Source organism: Streptomyces sp. NPDC020490, from assembly GCF_044335305.1.
GTDB lineage: Bacteria > Actinomycetota > Actinomycetes > Streptomycetales > Streptomycetaceae > Streptomyces.
On the sequence record NZ_JBIRUY010000002.1, the window covers coordinates 53,748 to 67,597 of the forward strand.

Consider the following 13,850-nt stretch of genomic DNA (forward strand, 5'->3'; position numbering starts at 1 on the left):
GGCGGTAAGTTCTGCCCTGCGCGGTTCTGTCATGTCCCCACCCATCACACCCCTCACCGCTCCAGGAGACTCCCCATGCGCAGACTCCTCGCCTGTCTGGCGACGGCAGCCGCCGTCCTCAGCGGGTTCACCGCGGCCGCCCCCTCCGCGGCGGCCGCCGACGGGGGCGCCTTCAGCGTCCTCAGCTACAACGTGGCCGGCCTGCCCGAGAGCCTGTCCAGCGCGCCGACACCCCGCGAGCCGAGCACCACCGAGATCGGCAAGCGCATCGCGCCGTACGACATCGTCCACGTGCAGGAGGACTTCAACTACCACGCCGCCCTCTACGCCGGCGACACCTCCCACGCCTACCGCACCCCCACCAGCGGCGGCGCGGGCATCGGCAGCGGGCTCAATACCCTCTCGAAGATCCCCTACGACGTGGACGACTTCGAGCGGGTGCGCTGGAACTCCTGCCAGTACGACTCCGGCGACTGCCTCACCCCCAAGGGCTTCACGTTCATGCGCGTGCGCCTCGCCGAGGGCGTCTACGTGGACTTCTACAACATCCACACCAACGCCGGCACCAACGACGGCGACCTCGCCTCCCGCGCCGACAACCTCAACCAGCTCAGCGGCTTCATCGCGAGCCACTCCGCCGGCAACGCTGTCGTGGTGATGGGCGACACCAACACCCGCTACACGCGCACCGGCGACACGATCGCCGAGTTCGCCGCCGCCAACGGCCTCACCGACGCCTGGGTCCAGCTGGTCCGCGGCGGCACCCCGCCCGCCAAGGGCAGCGACGCCCTGGTCTGCGACCAGTCCCAGCCGACGGTGCCCGACACCTGCGAGGTCGTGGACAAGGTCCTCTACCGCAGCAGCAGGCTGGTCTCGCTGAACGCCACCTCCTACGGCAACAAGCACGCCGGCTTCCTCAACGACGACGGGCTCATGCTCTCCGACCACGACCCGATCGCGGTGGGCTTCTCCTGGGCGCGCAACTCCGCCTACCAGCTGAGCGACCAGTTCGGCGGCCCGCACGGCGACTACTTCACCGACATCGACAAGGTTCCGGCGGGCGCCCGCGCCACCGCCGTCGGCCTGCGCGCCGGCTCCCGCGTCGACCAGCTGAACGTCACCCTGAGCGGCGGCACCACGCTCACCCACGGCGGCACCGGCGGCACCGCGTCCTCCCTCACCCTGGGCAGCGGCGAGTACGTGACCACCGCCTACCTGTGCCAGGGCGTGAAGGACGGCCACACCCGGATCTTCTACGCCAAGTTCACCACCAACCTCGGCCGCACCCTGGCCGGCGGCTCGACCACCTCCGACTGCGTCACCCGCACCGCCCCCTCCGGCTGGCAGATCGCCGGGTTCCACGGCCGGACCGGCGACGAGGTCGACAAGATCGGGTTCATCTACACGCAGCGGTAAGGGAGTTGACGGGCGTGGCCGGTGCGCACAGAAATCACCCAAGGACAGCCCAGGCGATTGACGCGCACATGGTCACGCCCTACCTTCTGACCGATCAACCGAACTCTGTTCGGTATATCGACCCAACCGCTCTCCCCGTTCCGTAGTCCCGCTGACCCGCTGTCCTGCCGTCCTGCTGTTTTCCAGGGCCCCCACACACCCACAGGAGCACGCATGGCCACGTCCCGCCGCCACTTCCTCGGCCTGGCGGCCACCACCCCCCTGGCCGTGACCGGGGCGATGAGCCTCGGCGCCGGCACCGCGCACGCCGCCGGCTCGGCGTACGTGATGTCCTACTTCACCGAGTCGACCAGCCTCGGCGACGGCACCGACTACGGTCTCCACCTGGCCGTCAGCACCGACGCGCTGAACTGGACGCCGCTGAACCAGAACAACCCGGTCGTCACGCCCACCGGGGGCGCGCTCGGGCTGCGCGACCCGTTCATCCTGCGCAAGCAGGACGGCACCTTCGTCGTCCTGGCCACGGACCTCAAGGGCACCGACTGGAGCTACGTCAGTCAGTACGTCCACGTCTGGAACTCCACCGACCTGCGCACCTTCACCGGATACCACCGGCTGAAACTGCACGACATGAACACGCACTGCTGGGCGCCCGAGGCGTTCTGGGACGCGGGCCGGGGCCAGTACGCCCTCATCTACTCCGCGGTGAACTCCAGCGGCCACAACGTGATCATGGTCAACTACACCACCGACTTCGTCACCGCCTCGGCGCCCCAGGTCTTCTTCGACCCCGGCTACGACGTCATCGACGGCGACATGGCCGTCGGCGTGAACGGGGTCAACTACCTGTACTTCAAGAAGAACCAGACCCTGGTGGGCGCGCGGTCCACCTCCCTGGACCCCGGAAGCTTCACGGAGTTCAGCACCCCGGTCGCGCACGGCGGCACCGAGGCCCCGACCCTCGTCAAGTCCCTGACGAGCGGCACCTGGTTCCTCTGGGGCGACAACTGCACTTACCCCCCACGGAAGTCGGCTAGCATGCCACCATGCCCTACGCGCCCGAATACCTGCACCTCGTCATCCCCGACGTGCGCTTCGAGGCCTACCTCTACGGCCGCAACAGCGAAAACATCTTCGCCGGACACGCGGGCACCCGCGACTCCGTAGACGACCAGCTCACCACCGGACGCGACCTCTGCCACCGCCACGGCTGGCCCATCATCCGCGAGTTCAAAGACTCCGACCTCTCCGCCAGCCGCCACGCGAAGAAAGACCGCGCCGACTTCGAGAGCCTCCTCGCCACCATCCTCGACAGCCCCGCCCCCACCGGCGTGCGCCGCATCGTCGTCGCCTACGAAGCCTCCCGCTACTACCGCGACTTGGAGGCATACGTCCGCCTCCGCAACGCCTGCATGACCACCGGCACACTGCTCTGCTACAACGACCAGATCTACGACCTCTCCCGCCGCGACGACCGCAAGGCCACGGCCATGCACGCCGTGGACGCCGAGGACGAGGCCGACGCGATCCAGGCCCGCAACGCACGCACCGCCGCTGTGGAGGCGGAGGCTGGCAAGCCGCACGGCCGGCTGCCGTTCGGGTACGCCCGGGAGTACGCCGTCGTGGGCGGGCGCACCCGCTGCATCCGCCAGTACGAGGATCCCGTCCGCGGCCCGATCGTGGTGAAGGCCCTGCAGCACATCGACTCGGGCAAGTCGCTGCGCTCGCTGATGATGTGGCTCAACTCGACCCCGGACGCAGCCCGGCCGGACGGGTCTCCATGGATGCCCCGCACGGTGCGCATGATGCTGCAGAACCGGGCCTACCTCGGCGAGCGACTCCACAACGGCACCTACCGCAAGGCGACATGGCCGCCGTTGCGCGGGCTGGAGACGCCCGCCGGGCGGGCAATGTTCAACCGGGTGTCCGCGAAGCTCACCGACCCGGGCCGCCGCACGCACCGCGGCACAGAGGTCAGGCACCTGCTGTCGTACCTCGCGCTGTGCGGGGAGTGCGGCGACCACGCGTTTCTGTGCGCGCAGCAGATACGCGCGAGGAACTGCTCGATCCTGACGTGCGAGAAGACCAGGGACGCCAGCATGCGGGAGGACCTGGTGACGGCCTACGTCGAAGAGGCCCTGCTGATGTGGTTCGCCGACAAGGCGAAGGCGAGGGCCGCGCTCATCCCCGGGTCGGACGATATCGAGGGGAAGGTCGCCACGGCGCAGCGCCTCATCAACAGCTACGAGGAGCAGCTGGCCGAGGCGCGTGCACTGGCCGAGGAGTTCGACGAGACGACGGGCCGCTTCCGTCTGTCGCCGGCGTCGCTGGCGTCGCTGGAGCAGAAGCTGGAGCCGAAGCTGGAGGCGGAGCGGAAGAAGCTGCGGGACATGACGGGCGTGTCGCCGCTGCTGCTGGGCCTGTTGGAGGCTCCGGACCCGGAGATCATATGGAACGGGCGCCCTGCAACCGAGGATGGGCCTGCGCTGCCCGGGTTGACGCTGGAGCAGAAGCGGGAGGTGATCCGGCGCGTGGTGACGGTACGGCTGTACAAGGCGAGTAAGCCCGGGTCGCATCGGGTGGAGTGGGAGCGGGTCCGGCTCGCGTTCTTCGGGGAGCCGGGGTTCAGGGCCTGACCCCTCCGTGCTCCCGCGAGCGCTCCCGCTCAGGCTTGCCCTCCGGCTGCTGCTGGGGGAACGGGATGAGGTTCCCGGTGGCTGACTCTCCGGGCGCGAAGCGGCCGTTGTGGAACATGCGCACGGTCGCTTCCATCGTCTGCGAGATCAGCTCGGCCCGCCGCTCCTCGAACTCCCGGTGCAGCGCCTCGCGTTCGGCCTTGAGCTGGACGGCGAGTTTGGCCCGCTCGGCGGCCGCGTCGCGGGTGAGGCGGCCCTGCTCGCTCTCCAGCGCGGCCTTCGCGGCCTGGTAGGTGCTGCGCTGTGCTTGCGCTTCGCGTTGGGCGGCGGCCAGGAGGCGCCGGTCTTCGCGTGTGTCGACTATCCACTTGTGGACCAGGACGAGCGCGAGGGTGGTGAACGCGGTCAGGGTGAGGCAGGTGCCGCCGACGGAGTGGGCGACGTCGTGGCGGAGGATGCCGTGGATGCTTATGGCGAGTCCCCCGAGCATCACCAGACCTGTTGCGCCGGCCAGTACCCGGGCCCCGCTCGTGAGATTCATCCATACCCCCGCATCACATCTGTGCTGCTGTCCCTCCGTGGTCAGCATTGGAGCGATCGGAGGCCTCGTTCTCTAGACGCTTGAGACGCTCGATGGTTGCGTAGAAAAGTTGGCGTCCTACTTCGTCCCTGATTCCGAGGCGATCGGCTGCTTCTTCCGGAGTGAGACTAGAGCCTACCCGCGATCGTTCAGTTTCGGACAGTGACTGAAGTGATTCGGAGGACAGGACGCCGCCTTCTACGAGGAGAGTGGTCACTTCCAGGCCGGTGGCGTCGGCGATGGCCTCGTAGAAGCGGGCGTCGGGGAGTGCGGTTCCTTGCCAGAGTCGGCTCACGCTGCTTTCGGTCATGCCGGTGTCCCGCGCGAAGCGTGCTTTGGCGCCGTGGCCGGTGTATCCGGCTCGTGTTGCGGCTGGCACAACGATCGCTGCGAAGCGTTGCGCGCGCGTGGGCATCCCGTCCGTCATGTCCAACGACTGTACCTCCCTAGTTAGGGAGTAGCCACAAAATCCCTCACAAGCAAGGGCGCCAATCAGGCCATTGACCTGCGTTTATGCAGCTCACATCGAAACTCGAACAAGCGTTCGCCTGGCAAATTCACTCCCCCCTAGCGAGCAAGCTCCCTTGCGCGCAAGCATGGATCGTGGCAGAGTCTCCCTCGTGAGCAAGGAACCCCCTGCTACCAGCAACGACTCATGCCCCGAAGGGAGTGAATACGTGTTCCGCCTCAACATCACCAAGCTGCGATACATCGCGAAGAACAACGGCGACAGCAGCGGCTACGCGATCAGCCGGCGCACCGGCATCCCCGAGTCCTCCGTCTACCGCTACCTCAACGGCACGGCTCAGCCTGACCTGAACTCGGCCATGCGCCTCGCCGAGGCCTACGACATCGACCTCCGCACCGTCATCAAGCGCGTCCCGGTCGGAGCTGTCGCGTGACTCGCGACGAGCGCCGAGCCCTCCTCGGCGACGACGTCCTCGCACGGCTGCGTGAGCGCGTGGCCCTCGCCCCGGAGCCCACCGACGACCTCGTCGCCGACCTCCGCCTGATCATGACGCGCCCTGGTGGCCGCATCCCGCAGGCCCGGCCGGCTGCTGACGCCGCCTGACCCCTTGAACGCGCCGAAGGGCCGCTCCGACTTGCCGGCCTGAGCGACCCCACGACTACGGCGCCCCTACAAGATCCGAAAGAGAGGCCCCGATGGGCACATCCTTCCAGACCCCGACCATCACCCGGACCCCGCAGGTGGTGTCCCTGCACAAGGCGCCGCTGCCGACGGCGGTGTTCGTCGACCGTGACGGCGACGTGTGGCACGCGACCGGGCTCACGCCGGGCGGTGAGCTGCTGCTGGCCTGCCCGCACCCGCTCAACCCGGAGGACCAGGGTGTCGGTGAGTCGTTCCCGTGGACGCTGCGTTCGGTGCGGGCGTCGTTCGGTCCGCTGATCGCCCGGACGGCGGTGGCGGTGTGAACACGCAGCTCGTGAACTCGGCGGCGGGCGTGATCCTCGCCGCGCTGCAGCAGAACCGGACGGCCGCCGGCATCGCGCTCGCGCTCGACTCCGCGCAGTTGTTGCAGTCGCCGGAGGCGGCGGCGGGGTTGGACCGGCTGCGGGCTCGGGTCGCCGAGCTGGAGGCGCTGCTCGCGCAGGCCACCGAGTTCCGCCTGTCGGAGCCGGGCTACGGCCTGTACGTCCGCCAGGCGCCCGGTGCGCGCGGCTTCGCCGTGCTGGAGGCCCGCCGCTCCGACAAGGGGCGCCGCGCGTGGACGACGGTGGGGTGGCAGTACAGCGCGGTCCTGTCGGGTGCGGAGTTGTTCTGCTGGCCGGATGCCGTGTCGGCGGTGGCGGAGGCGCGGCGGGTGATGCCGGGTGCGGTCGTCCGTGACGGCTCGTCGGTGGAGACGGCGGATGGGATCACGCGGCGGATCGCGCCGACACAGGCCCTCCGCGAGGGCGAGGACGACGTCACCCCGCAGGTGACCAAGCTGCGGGCCCTGCTCGCCGGGCAGCGGGCCGCCGTCGAGGGCGAGCACTACCCGACCGTGCACCACGACTACCGCGTCCCCCGGGACCTGCCCGAGGCGGGTGACCGCTCGTGATGTGGCTCCTCGTCGCCGCCGCTGTCGTCGCCGTCCTCATGGTCGCCGTGGCCATCCTCATCCCCACCGGGAGCAACCGATGATCCGTTCTTCGAAGCCGCCGCTGTCGTTCGAGACCGGCGCCAACCACCTGCACGGCGTCCTCCGCGTCGACCAGATCCGCACCGACACCTTCTTGCAGCTGGTGCAGCACTGGGCCGACCCGCAGGCGCGCGACGAGATCCTCGACGCCCTCGACCAGCTGGCCGACGTCGTGCACTCCCCGCGTCGTGAGGGCGAGTTGGACGCCGCGATCTTGCAGGTCGAGGACGTGGCGGGCATGGACTCGGCGCAGGTCGAGGTGTCGATCCCGGACACGCGCCGCCTGCTGAAGGAACTGTCGCTGGTGGAGCGGGTGTTGTCCCGCTTCCGCAGGCCGCTCAAGGGCGTGCTGCCCGTACAGCAGGACCGGAGGGCGTCGTGAGCATCCCCACCTTCCTGCAGACCTTGTCCGGCGGCGACCTGCCCGCGGACGCCGTCCGTGAGGAGCGCTGCATCCGCGAGCCGATCGGCTGCGGCCAGCCCCTCATCGCCGAGGACGGCACGGCCCGCGTGTTCTGGGACGAGGCCGAAGCCGCCCGCTATCAGGCGGAGTGGCGGATCACGGGGCTGTGCCCGGACTGCCAGGACCGCATCGCTGACGAGGGCGGTGCGGCATGAGCGAGGACTACCCCGGCGAGCTGGCCATGCTCCGCGGCCTGGTCCGCACCCTGCGCGTCGAGGTCCGTGCCGACGACGCCAGCCTCGACACGGTCCGTCAGCGGCTGTGGCAGCACGTCGAGGACGAGCGGGCCGCCCGCACCGAGGCGAAGAGCAGCCGGGCCGACGCCGTCCCCGGCCTCACCGACCGTCAGGCCCGCCTCCTCGACGCGATCCGCACCCACCGCGGCGAGTGGACCACCCGCCGCGTCATCCACCTGTACGCCCTGACCGACCCCGGCGTCGTCCAGCGAGGCACCGCCCGCCGCGACCTCGAAGCCCTGCACCGGGCCGGTCACCTCGTCCTCGTCGACACCCCCGACAACCGCCACTACGTACTGAACACCCGGAAGGACGTGCGCCCGTGAGCGCCGAACTCGTCAAGCACACCGCCCCCGCCGCCTCCCTGCCGGACATGGTCCGCTACGCCAACGAGCTGGCGAACGCGAACCTCCTGCCCGGCCAGTACCGCCGTCAGCCCGCGAACGTGCTCTACGCCATGGAGTACGGCCGCACCCTCGGCATCACCCCCCTCGCCGCGATCACCGGTATCCACGTCATCGAGGGCAAGCCGTCCGCGTCCGCCGCCCTGATCTCGGGGCTGGTGCGGCAGGCCGGCCACAAGCTCCGCGTCCGCGTCGAGAATGGGCCGGGCGGGCCGCGTGCTATCGCCACCATCCACCGCGCGGACGACCCGGAGTTCGAGTTCCGCGCCGAGTGGGACATGGACCGGGCCCGGGGCGCGGGGCTGGTGAACAAGGACGTGTGGCGGAAGTACCCGCAGGCCATGCTCAAGGCGCGCGCGATCACGGAGGTGGCGCGGGACGCCTGCGAGGAGGTGCTGTTCGGGCTGCACTACACGCCCGAGGAGCTGGACGCGAACGTCAGCGAGGACGGCGTCCCGGTCGACGCCTCGGTGCAGCAGTTGCGGCGGGTGCAGCCGGGCGAGGGCGACCCGTGGGCCACGCCCGGCCCGCAGCAGGGCACGCCGCCCGAGCAGGAGTTCGCCGACACCGCCGCCAAGGCGACCGACCAGACGGCCGTGAAGGACGTCTACCGGCAGGCGCACGCGGCCGGGCTCCTCGCGGCGACGGTGAAGGTCGACGGGGAGTCGACGGAGCTGGGCGCCTACCTGATCGCGCGGGGCCAGCAGCTCGCCGCACCCGCGCCGACGACGGGCGACGACGCGTCTGACGACGGGGTGGTCGACGCCGAGGTCGTCGAGACCCCCGCTGAGCCCACCGCCGACCCCGTGGCCGACGCGCAGGCCGCCGAGCGGGAACTCCGCGACGCCGCCGCCCGGGTTGGGCTCGACAACCTCGACGAGGAGTTCGAGCGGTCCTACGGCCTGCCCATCAGCGAGGCGTCCGCCCGGGACCTGCGCGGCATGACCGCGATCCTCACCGGCCACGCCGCCTGACCACCGCACAACTCGGGGCCGCCGCGGCCCGAACCTGCGGCGGCCCCACCCTCCAAGGAGACCACAGCACATGAGCCTGAAAGACACCGCCCGCGCAGTCGCGGTCCTCTCCACCCTCCACAGCGCCATCGCCGACCAGCTCAAGACCGCGAAGCGGGAACTTGAGGACGGCCTGCGCGCCGCCAAGGCCGAGACCGGCACCCAGAAGATCGCCATCACCCTCAACGAGGGCCAGGACATCGGCACCGCCAGCCTCGTCCAGCCGAAGGCCACCGCCGCCGTCACCGACCCCGACGCCTTCACCGCATGGGTCGTCGAGAACTACAGCGGCGAGATCACCCGCCGGTTCGTCACCGAGGTGAAGCCCGGCTTCCAGAAGAAGCTCCTCGACCAGATCACCGCCGCCGGGGTGGCGGAGTGGGCGGACCCGGAGACCGGCGTCATCCACGAGGTGCCCGGCGTGACGATGCAGGGCCGGTCCGCGTACACGCGGCTGACCGTGCCGGACGCCGGCAAGGAGGCGATCGCTGCGGCGTGGCGGGAGAACCGGCTCGGCGCGGCCATGCCCCCGGCCATCGCCCCGGCCCCCGCCGCCGTCGAGTCCAGCGACGACGAGACGGAGAAGCTGCGGCAGCGGATCGCCGAGCTGGAGGAGCGGGACGCGTGGCTGTCCGCGCTGGAGGCCGCGGGCGTCGACAACTGGGAGGGCTGGGACACCGCCCGCGAGATCGCAGGGGAGGCGTCGTGAGTGCCTTCGCGGACGTCCGCAAGGCGGCATGGGACACCGAGACCACCGGCCCGAACCCGCTCGAGGACCGCATCGTCACCGCTGCGTTCGTCGTCCGCGGCGGCGGCCGCGAGGATCGCGTCTTCTCCTGGCTCATCAACCCCGGCATCCCCATCCCCGCCGAGGCGAGCGCCGTGCACGGAGTGACCGACGCCATGGTGCAGGCCGACGGGCAGGACCCGAAGACCGCCCTCGACGAGATCGCCACCAACCTGCTTCGCGCGGCCGCGTGGGGCATGCCGATCGTCGCGTTCAACCACTCGTTCGACTGGTCGATCCTGCACTACGACCTCAAGCGGAACGGCCTGCCGACCGTCGAGGACCGCCTCGCCGAATACGCGGACTCGGCGCCGCTGCCGCTGCTGGACCCGCACGTCATCGACCGGCAGTGCGTCCCGCGGCTCCGCGGGAAGGGCCAGCGCAAGCTGAAGCCGACCGCCGAGCGGTACGGCGTCACGCTGACCGACTGGCACACCGCCGAAGCCGACGCGCTCGCCGCGCTGCTGATCACCGAGGCGCAGTTCGAGCGGTTCCCGCAACTCGACTTGATGGGCCCGCAGCAGTTGTTCGCCGCGCAGCGCGCGTGGCGGGCGGAGCAGCAGACCGGCCTGCGGGAGTGGTTCCGCACGCAGGCGACGCCGGAACAGGCCGCCGATCCGGAGCGGTCGTTCGACGGGTCGTGGCCGTTGATTCCCGCCCCGCGTGAGGGCGACACCACCACCAGGCAGGAGGGCCTGCTGTGATGCTCATCTTCCGCGCCCGCTACGAGCGGGACATGGCCAGCATGCGCGCCGAGAACGCGCGGCTGAGCCGCGACCTCGACGCCGCCCGGACCGAACTCGACGCCGTCCAGGCCGCCGCCAAGACCGCGGCCAACGCCGCCCCCCGCCGCGACACCCCTGCCGCCGAGGTCGGAGAACGCCTCATCGAGGGCGGCCACCCCCACCCGGCCAGCACGCCGCGACGCGGCTGCGGCACCTGCCGTCTCCTCGCCGACCGGCTCGCTGCTCTGCAGGTCTCCCACGAGGCCGACACGCGGGAGCTGCACGACCTGCGGCAGGGGGCGGGATCGTGAAGCTCGCCAGCCGTTTCTTCCGCGGTCCCGGCCGTCACCGCCTGACGGACCGCCCCGCGGCCCGGATCGAGGTGCCCCTCGACCACCTCCTCGGCCCGCGGTTCGCCGACGTCCCGCACGGCGCGATCGCCCCGCAGGGCTTCCGCAACTGCCCGCCGTGCGGCGGCGAAGTCCCGGTCGTCCTGCACCCGGGCGGCGCGCACACGTGCGAGGCCGGCCACCTGGTGTTGCCGGGAGGCGCCCGGTGACCGCTCTGTTCGACCTCACCCCGCAGGTTCCGGCCGCCACCCAGGCGGCCGGGCCCCGGCCCCGCTACCGAGTCGCCGGGATCGACGCCAGCCTCACCGGCACAGGCGTCGCCACCCTCGGCGGCACCACCCTCATCACCTCCACCGGCCGCCGCAAGGACTCCATCGCCCAACGCCGGACCCGCATCAAGGGCATCGTCGACGAGGTCCTCGTCGCGATCGGTGTCGTCGACCTCGCCGTGATCGAAGGCCCCTCCCACCACAGCGTGGGCGGCTCCGTCTGGGACCGGGCCGGACTGTGGTGGCGGATCGTCGACCGGCTCTGCGCCGAGGACATCCCCGTCGCCGTCATGCCGCCCATGTCCCGCGCGAAGTACGCCACCGGCAACGGCGCGGCACGCAAGGCCGCCGTGATGGAGGCCGCCCGGCACCGGTACGGGGCCGTGCTGGACAACGACAACGAGGCCGACGCGCTGGTCCTGCGCGCGGCCGGACTCGACTGGCTGGGGCAGCCGTTGGCGGAGGTTCCGGCGGGGCATCGTGCGGCGCTGGCGGGATGCCAGTGGCCCGACCGCGAGCAGGTGACCCGATGAACCTGCCCGAACGCGAACCCAACGGCCTCACCCTCCTCGACCTCTGCTGCTGCGCAGGCGGCGCCGCCATGGGCTACTACCTCGCCGGCTTCGACATCACCGGCGTCGACATCGTGGACCGACCCAACTACCCCTTCCGCTTCGTGCAAGGCGACGCCCTCACCTACGCCCGCATGAACGGCGCCGACTACGACCTCATCCACGCGTCGTGGCCCTGCCAGCACCGGGCCGCGATCACCAAGGGCACCAACGCCCACCTCCAAGACACCTACCCCGACCTGCTACCGGAAGGCCGCGAGGCCATGCTCGCCACCGGCCGGCCCTACGTCATCGAGACGACGGAGGCCCGCCCCGATGTGGTGCTGTGCGGCACGCAGTTCGGGCTGCCGATCCTGCGGCACCGCCGGTTCGAGGTGCACGGCTGGACCCCGCTCGCGCCTCCGCACACGCCGCACAGGGGGCGGGTGCGCGGGTGGAGGCATGGCGCGTACTACGAGGGCGAGTACCTCGCGGTGTACGGCAAGGGCGGGGGCAAGGCGAGCGTTCCGGAGATGCAGGCCGCGCTCGGGATCGACTGGACCGATGTGCATGAGGAGTTGACGGAGGCGATCCCGCCTGCGTACACGCGGTTCCTCGGCGAGCAGGCGGCCGCGCAACTGCTGGGGGTGGCCGCGTGAGCCCCGTCCGCGCTGACGTCGCCGAGCTGCTGCACGCCGGATACGGCGACCGCACCATCGCCCGCCAACTCGACCTCACCATCAGCACGGTGGAACGCGCACGGGCACGGCTGGGCATCCCGCCCGGCCGACCTGGCCCGAAGCCCACCCACAGCCCCGAGGACCTGTTCTGGCGGCGCGCACAACCCACCGACGACGGGCACCTCCTGTGGCCCACCTACACGCCACAGAACGGCGCCGTCATCAAGCACGGCGGCCAACGCCACTCCGTCCACCGCATCGCCTTCCGCATCGGCCACCAGCGGGAGCCCGAAGGCCGGGTGACGACCGGCTGCGACCGGGCCGGCTGCGTCCACCCGCGGCACGTCGAGGACCAGGCGATGCGCGCCACGTACACGGCGATCTTCGGAACCACGGGAGCCACAGCATGAGCATCGACTTCCTTCCCCAGCCCACCGGAATCACCTGGCAGAAGCAGGCCGCGTGCCGCGCCGAGAACGTCGACCCGGAGTGGTTCTTCCCGGAGCGCCACGTCGCCGAGATCGCCCTGGCCCGGGAGATCTGCGCGGGCTGCCCGGTCGCCCGCGAGTGCCTGATCGACTGCATGGCCTACGAGGGCGGCAAGCCGGTCGGGTCCCGGCATGGGGTGTACGCGGGGTTGTCGCCGAAGCAGCGGCAGCGGCTGTACGAGCAGCTCCGCACCCGCGCGAAGACGCGGCCGCAGCCGGCGGAGGAGCGGCCGGTGGAGAAGCCCGCGGTCAAGAAGCGGGAGCCCGCTCGGTGCGGGACCCGGCCGGGCTATCAGAAGCACCTGCGGGAGAAGACCGAGATCTGCCAGCCGTGCCGGGATGCGAACACGGCGGCGGACCGGCGGCTGCGGAACACCGGCACCACGAAGCAGCTCGCGGCCTGATGACCGGCTGGCTCGGCGGGCTGCACATACGGCGCACGGCAGGCGGCCTCGCAGTCGCCGACGTGCTGTGCGCCGTGTGCCTGCACCACCGCCGGGCCATCGGCGACCAACCCGTCCGCGACCTCGTCGCCTCCGACCCCATCACCACCCACCGGGCCGAGTGCCCGGGACCACGGAAGGACACCACACCATGACCATGAGCACCGAGGAAGCCTCAAAGCTCATCTTCGAAGCCCTCGCCCACGGCGTCGCCGGAGACCGCGACAACGCCATCGGCAAGCTCAACAGCGTCTGCGAGGACGCCGACGGACCCCGCATGTACGGCGTCTGCTGCGCCCTCGCCGGAGCCGGAGCCCACATGCTCCGCCGGATCTACGGCGACAAGGCGCCCAAGACCCCGGAGGAAGGCATGTTCGTCCTCCAGGAACTCCAGCCCGGCGCCATGGGCGACGACCCGGCGAAGGCGTTCTCCGTCCGCTTCCTGACCGCATGGGCCAACGGTGACACGGACACCACCGACGCCCTGTTCACCGCTGCCACCCGCGCCAGCGGCGAGCAGTACATCGGCTCGGTGTGCGCGCTGTTCGCGGACGTCATCGGGATTACCCGCCTCGCCCTGGACCAGGACAAGACCGCCTGACCGCCCGACACAAGCGCCCCGCCGGGCGGACACCGGCGGGGCACCAACCCCAAGGAGACCACGA

The 13,850-nt window shown here is 70.9% G+C and carries 22 protein-coding genes and 1 pseudogene; 21 read left to right on the top strand and 2 right to left on the bottom strand.

Features of this window, described 5'->3' with window-relative positions:
• The first annotated feature begins 75 nt into the window (after positions 1-75).
• The 3 genes and pseudogenes from ACH4ZX_RS03545 to ACH4ZX_RS03555 all read left to right on the top strand — a co-directional run bounded on the left by ACH4ZX_RS03545 (position 76) and on the right by ACH4ZX_RS03555 (position 4,052).
• On the top strand, positions 76-1,416 hold the full coding sequence (locus tag ACH4ZX_RS03545) for a jacalin-like lectin (protein WP_398266825.1): 1,341 nt from the start codon (positions 76-78) through the stop codon (positions 1,414-1,416).
• A gap of 213 nt (positions 1,417-1,629) precedes the next feature.
• A pseudogene (locus ACH4ZX_RS03550) lies at positions 1,630-2,439 on the top strand (glycoside hydrolase family 43 protein); the annotation flags it as partial.
• Positions 2,440-2,462: 23 nt separating this feature from the next.
• Complete coding sequence (locus ACH4ZX_RS03555) at positions 2,463-4,052, top strand: recombinase family protein (protein ID WP_398266828.1); 1,590 nt, start codon at positions 2,463-2,465, stop codon at positions 4,050-4,052.
• Here ACH4ZX_RS03555 and ACH4ZX_RS03560 read toward each other — a convergent pair.
• Positions 4,042-4,593, bottom strand: coding sequence for a hypothetical protein (locus ACH4ZX_RS03560; RefSeq protein WP_398266831.1), 552 nt, complete (start codon positions 4,591-4,593; stop codon positions 4,042-4,044). The genes ACH4ZX_RS03555 and ACH4ZX_RS03560 overlap by 11 nt on opposite strands.
• Positions 4,594-4,606: 13 nt before the next feature.
• A complete protein-coding gene (locus ACH4ZX_RS03565) occupies positions 4,607-5,059 on the bottom strand; it encodes a hypothetical protein (RefSeq protein ID WP_398266833.1) in 453 nt (150 codons plus the stop codon).
• A gap of 250 nt (positions 5,060-5,309) precedes the next feature.
• Here ACH4ZX_RS03565 and ACH4ZX_RS03570 point away from each other — a divergent pair, with 250 nt between their 5' ends.
• The 18 genes from ACH4ZX_RS03570 (at position 5,310) to ACH4ZX_RS03655 (ending at position 13,786) form a co-directional block, all read left to right on the top strand.
• Positions 5,310-5,534, top strand: a complete 225-nt coding sequence (locus ACH4ZX_RS03570) for a helix-turn-helix domain-containing protein (RefSeq protein WP_398266836.1) — start codon at positions 5,310-5,312, stop codon at positions 5,532-5,534.
• Positions 5,531-5,704: a hypothetical protein gene (locus ACH4ZX_RS03575; RefSeq protein ID WP_398266839.1), complete on the top strand. Its 174-nt coding sequence runs from the start codon at positions 5,531-5,533 to the stop codon at positions 5,702-5,704. The genes ACH4ZX_RS03570 and ACH4ZX_RS03575 overlap by 4 nt, the downstream gene beginning before the upstream one ends.
• A gap of 92 nt (positions 5,705-5,796) precedes the next feature.
• Positions 5,797-6,066 (top strand): phiSA1p31-related protein, encoded by a 270-nt coding sequence (locus ACH4ZX_RS03580; protein WP_398266842.1) that lies wholly within the window; start codon positions 5,797-5,799, stop codon positions 6,064-6,066.
• Positions 6,063-6,695: a hypothetical protein gene (locus ACH4ZX_RS03585; RefSeq protein WP_398266845.1), complete on the top strand. Its 633-nt coding sequence runs from the start codon at positions 6,063-6,065 to the stop codon at positions 6,693-6,695. The genes ACH4ZX_RS03580 and ACH4ZX_RS03585 overlap by 4 nt, the downstream gene beginning before the upstream one ends.
• 79 nt (positions 6,696-6,774) lie before the next feature.
• On the top strand, positions 6,775-7,158 hold the full coding sequence (locus ACH4ZX_RS03590) for a hypothetical protein (RefSeq protein WP_398266848.1): 384 nt from the start codon (positions 6,775-6,777) through the stop codon (positions 7,156-7,158).
• Positions 7,155-7,394 (top strand): hypothetical protein, encoded by a 240-nt coding sequence (locus ACH4ZX_RS03595; protein WP_398266851.1) that lies wholly within the window; start codon positions 7,155-7,157, stop codon positions 7,392-7,394. Before ACH4ZX_RS03590 ends, ACH4ZX_RS03595 begins: the two co-directional genes overlap by 4 nt.
• Positions 7,391-7,801, top strand: a complete 411-nt coding sequence (locus ACH4ZX_RS03600; protein ID WP_398266854.1) for a hypothetical protein — start codon at positions 7,391-7,393, stop codon at positions 7,799-7,801. Before ACH4ZX_RS03595 ends, ACH4ZX_RS03600 begins: the two co-directional genes overlap by 4 nt.
• Positions 7,798-8,853 carry a hypothetical protein gene (locus ACH4ZX_RS03605; RefSeq protein ID WP_398266857.1) on the top strand — a complete coding sequence of 352 codons (1,056 nt, stop codon included), beginning with the start codon at positions 7,798-7,800 and terminating at the stop codon, positions 8,851-8,853. Before ACH4ZX_RS03600 ends, ACH4ZX_RS03605 begins: the two co-directional genes overlap by 4 nt.
• A gap of 70 nt (positions 8,854-8,923) precedes the next feature.
• Positions 8,924-9,601, top strand: coding sequence for a hypothetical protein (locus ACH4ZX_RS03610; RefSeq protein WP_398266860.1), 678 nt, complete (start codon positions 8,924-8,926; stop codon positions 9,599-9,601).
• Positions 9,598-10,383, top strand: a complete 786-nt coding sequence (locus ACH4ZX_RS03615; protein WP_398266863.1) for an exonuclease domain-containing protein — start codon at positions 9,598-9,600, stop codon at positions 10,381-10,383. The genes ACH4ZX_RS03610 and ACH4ZX_RS03615 overlap by 4 nt, the downstream gene beginning before the upstream one ends.
• On the top strand, positions 10,383-10,715 hold the full coding sequence (locus ACH4ZX_RS03620) for a hypothetical protein (protein ID WP_398266866.1): 333 nt from the start codon (positions 10,383-10,385) through the stop codon (positions 10,713-10,715). The genes ACH4ZX_RS03615 and ACH4ZX_RS03620 overlap by 1 nt, the downstream gene beginning before the upstream one ends.
• Entirely contained in the window at positions 10,712-10,963 is a 252-nt protein-coding gene (locus tag ACH4ZX_RS03625) for a hypothetical protein (RefSeq protein WP_398266869.1), read from the top strand. Before ACH4ZX_RS03620 ends, ACH4ZX_RS03625 begins: the two co-directional genes overlap by 4 nt.
• Complete coding sequence (locus tag ACH4ZX_RS03630) at positions 10,960-11,556, top strand: hypothetical protein (protein WP_398266872.1); 597 nt, start codon at positions 10,960-10,962, stop codon at positions 11,554-11,556. The genes ACH4ZX_RS03625 and ACH4ZX_RS03630 overlap by 4 nt, the downstream gene beginning before the upstream one ends.
• Positions 11,553-12,233 carry a DNA methylase gene (locus ACH4ZX_RS03635; protein WP_398266875.1) on the top strand — a complete coding sequence of 227 codons (681 nt, stop codon included), beginning with the start codon at positions 11,553-11,555 and terminating at the stop codon, positions 12,231-12,233. The genes ACH4ZX_RS03630 and ACH4ZX_RS03635 overlap by 4 nt, the downstream gene beginning before the upstream one ends.
• Positions 12,230-12,664, top strand: a complete 435-nt coding sequence (locus ACH4ZX_RS03640) for a hypothetical protein (RefSeq protein ID WP_398266877.1) — start codon at positions 12,230-12,232, stop codon at positions 12,662-12,664. The genes ACH4ZX_RS03635 and ACH4ZX_RS03640 overlap by 4 nt, the downstream gene beginning before the upstream one ends.
• Positions 12,661-13,146: a WhiB family transcriptional regulator gene (locus ACH4ZX_RS03645; RefSeq protein WP_398266880.1), complete on the top strand. Its 486-nt coding sequence runs from the start codon at positions 12,661-12,663 to the stop codon at positions 13,144-13,146. The genes ACH4ZX_RS03640 and ACH4ZX_RS03645 overlap by 4 nt, the downstream gene beginning before the upstream one ends.
• Positions 13,146-13,340: a transcription factor WhiB gene (locus ACH4ZX_RS03650; protein WP_398266883.1), complete on the top strand. Its 195-nt coding sequence runs from the start codon at positions 13,146-13,148 to the stop codon at positions 13,338-13,340. The genes ACH4ZX_RS03645 and ACH4ZX_RS03650 overlap by 1 nt, the downstream gene beginning before the upstream one ends.
• Positions 13,337-13,786 carry a hypothetical protein gene (locus tag ACH4ZX_RS03655; RefSeq protein ID WP_398266886.1) on the top strand — a complete coding sequence of 150 codons (450 nt, stop codon included), beginning with the start codon at positions 13,337-13,339 and terminating at the stop codon, positions 13,784-13,786. Before ACH4ZX_RS03650 ends, ACH4ZX_RS03655 begins: the two co-directional genes overlap by 4 nt.
• The last annotated feature ends 64 nt before the right edge of the window (positions 13,787-13,850 follow it).